At 39.6% G+C, this 2597-nt stretch carries 2 protein-coding genes and 1 pseudogene; all 3 read left to right on the forward strand.

Going from position 1 to position 2597, the window contains the following annotated elements; genetic code table 11:
• Positions 1-27: 27 nt before the first annotated feature.
• The gene (gene tnpA, locus QZT26_RS17170; protein WP_099326096.1) at positions 28-453 is read left to right on the forward strand and encodes an IS200/IS605 family transposase; all 426 of its coding nucleotides are present in this window, start codon (positions 28-30) and stop codon (positions 451-453) included.
• A 142-nt stretch (positions 454-595) separates the two neighbouring features.
• Positions 596-1687 (forward strand): formate/nitrite transporter family protein, encoded by a 1092-nt coding sequence (locus QZT26_RS17175; protein WP_230405696.1) that lies wholly within the window; start codon positions 596-598, stop codon positions 1685-1687.
• Positions 1688-2460: 773 nt separating this feature from the next.
• Positions 2461-2597 (forward strand): annotated as a pseudogene (locus tag QZT26_RS17180) (IS4 family transposase); the annotation flags it as partial.

A 2597-nucleotide genomic window follows, 5' to 3' on the forward strand; every position in this document is an offset into this window, starting at 1 on the left:
CCCACAACATCAACAAAGGAGTAACAAATGAGTCGATTTCGCAAATTATCGCATACGATATGGCATTGTCAATATCATATTCTTTGGACACCAAAATATCGTCTAAGAATACTTACTGGTCAAGTAGCAGAAGAAGTAGGTAAGTGTATCAGAGCATTTTCTGAACAAAAAGGCTGTGAAGTTGTTGAGTTAAATGTACAAATTGACCATGTTCATCTGCTTGTCATGGTAGTACCCAAGATATCGATATCCGATTTTGTAGGTATAATCAAAGGCAGAACAGCTATTCGAGTTTTCAATAAGTTTCGACATTTGAAGCAAAAACCTTATTGGGGTAATCATTTCTGGTCGAGAGGTTACTGTGTCGATACCGTTGGTTTGGATACGGAAAAGATACGTAAATATGTGAAATATCAAGAGCAGAAAGAGCGCCAAGAAGAGTCACAACGGTAAATTTAAAATGGGGACAACTCAACCTTGCTTCCTTTGGAAGGAAGGCATTTTCATCCCCTTATAGGGGTTATCCCAAAGCCACCTGCTCCGCGGGTGGATTCTTTACTATCTAAACATTTCTTAAACAGAGAGGAGGCTATTTGTGTCTGACCATCCAAAAAATGATATGAATGAGGAGTATTGTGAAAATATAAACGAATCTGAATACGTCCAGAACGATACGGAACGTCAAAACAACAATGCAGATGAGCATCACGAAATTAATCCTGATAAAAACAAACCAGTATTTGAAAAAAAGGAACAGAAGAAAGAGGTAAATAATTTATACGGAATTCCTGTAATTGATATTGACGCTTATGCGCCAATCAAGATGGCTGACAGGGTGGGACAGGTTGGAATCGCAAAAACACAGATGAGCATGCTCACTACGCTTGCCCTGAGTATTTTGGCAGGCGTTTTTATTGCATTGGGAGCGCAGTTATCGATGCTGGTGACCCATACTGCAACCTCAAACCTTGGCATGAATCAGTTATTGGGAGGCGTAGCCTTTACCCTTGCACTTGTGCTTATTGTCATTGCAGGAGCGGAGCTTTTTACCGGCAATTGCCTTATTGCGATGTCATATATGGCTGGCAAGATTACTGGCAGAGATCTTACCAGGAATTTGATTATTGCGTTTATTGGCAATTTTATTGGGGCGTTAACGCTCGTATTGTGGATATATAATTCCGGGCAATGGACATTTAGCAATTATCTCCTGGGAGCAAAGATTGTGCTTGCAGCAAACGAAAAGGTAAACCTGCCATTTAGCGTCGCTTTTTTCAGAGGCCTTCTCTGTAATATGCTGGTTTGCCTGGCTATCTGGTTATGTTACAGCGGGAGAAGCAATATGGATAAGATACTGTCACTGTTGTGGCCCATATCCTGCCTTATCGCCTGCGGATTTGAACATTGTGTGGTGAATATGTGGCTTATACCTATGGGTATTATCCTTAAGGGAAATAGCTCAGTCCTGGCCGCCATAATGAAGGTTCAGGGCAGAGTGGACTTTTCAAACCTTACTTTTTTTAAAGGATTTATGATTGACAATCTGATTCCGGTGGTTTTAGGAAATTTGATGGGAGGTATGGTCCTGGTTGCAGGGATGTACTGGTATATTTATTTGCGTCTGACGTCAAAAAAAGAAAACAGAATTAGTTTAAAACGTATTATGGAGTATATTTTAAAAACCTAAATATTAGGAATTTCAAAGTTGCAGGGCAAAGCGGCACTTCGCTCTCCATCGAAAAAGTCGCTGAAGGCCTAACTCTATTCTCGTTCCCAAGTTCCGACTTGGGAACGCACGTACCCTGGAAGCTCCTGCTTCCATTTAATAAGAAATATTGGGGTCAAAAGACGCTTTCAAATATTTTTCAACTGGGTCCCATTCTTTTTTTATATTCGAAGCCGGAGTTTCTAAACCTATCCCGTTCCCAAGCCGGACAGACTGGGTCAAATGAACTTTTTTGCCTACAAAGTGGGGAGTTATACCCACAAAATAAAGCAGAATTGTCCATTTGGCCCAGTCTGCGGAGCTTGGGAATGAGAGGAAAAACGTATTATGGATTATATTTTAAAAACTTAAATATATTAGATTTACGATTTGGGATTTTAAATCGTACCTCGTACTTCATGCTTTGTAACGATCCGATTTCCGGTAGGCGATGCCTCATACGCATCAACCTAACTTGGCAGTAGTTGTAAAGGTTAGCATTGCAAGAACATGTGATATTAAGTGTGGGTAGGCGAAGCGTTATCGTGCTTGTTTATTTGTGCGTTGTACGCTGAGAGGATATAAAAAACCGGCATTTAAAGCAAGGGAGAGGTTAAAAACAACAATCTTTCAAAGAGAGGGCAAAATTTTTTTTTAAATAAACACATTTTTTTCGGGACACACCTAAATTTTTTTGATATAAGGAAAATATAACTTACATAATTTCTTACAAAATCAAAAATACAAATTAAACCGTGTCTCACCATAAAAGACTAAAAGAAATCACACAAGAACATGTAAAGAGTTTGGATGAGGACAATTTGGACAGAATTGCCCGTGAGACATGCTTTGTACAACGTTCCACCAACAAGGTATCCGGCAGAGATTTTGT

Origin of the sequence: uncultured Candidatus Kuenenia sp. (genome assembly GCF_900696675.1) — a bacterium.
GTDB classification, from domain to species: Bacteria; Planctomycetota; Brocadiia; order Brocadiales; family Brocadiaceae; genus Kuenenia; species Kuenenia stuttgartiensis_A.

Coding starts and splice junctions, on each gene's coding strand:
- tnpA (WP_099326096.1), top strand. CDS start 28: ATGAGTCGATTTCGCAAATTATCGCATACGATATGGCATTGTCAATAT.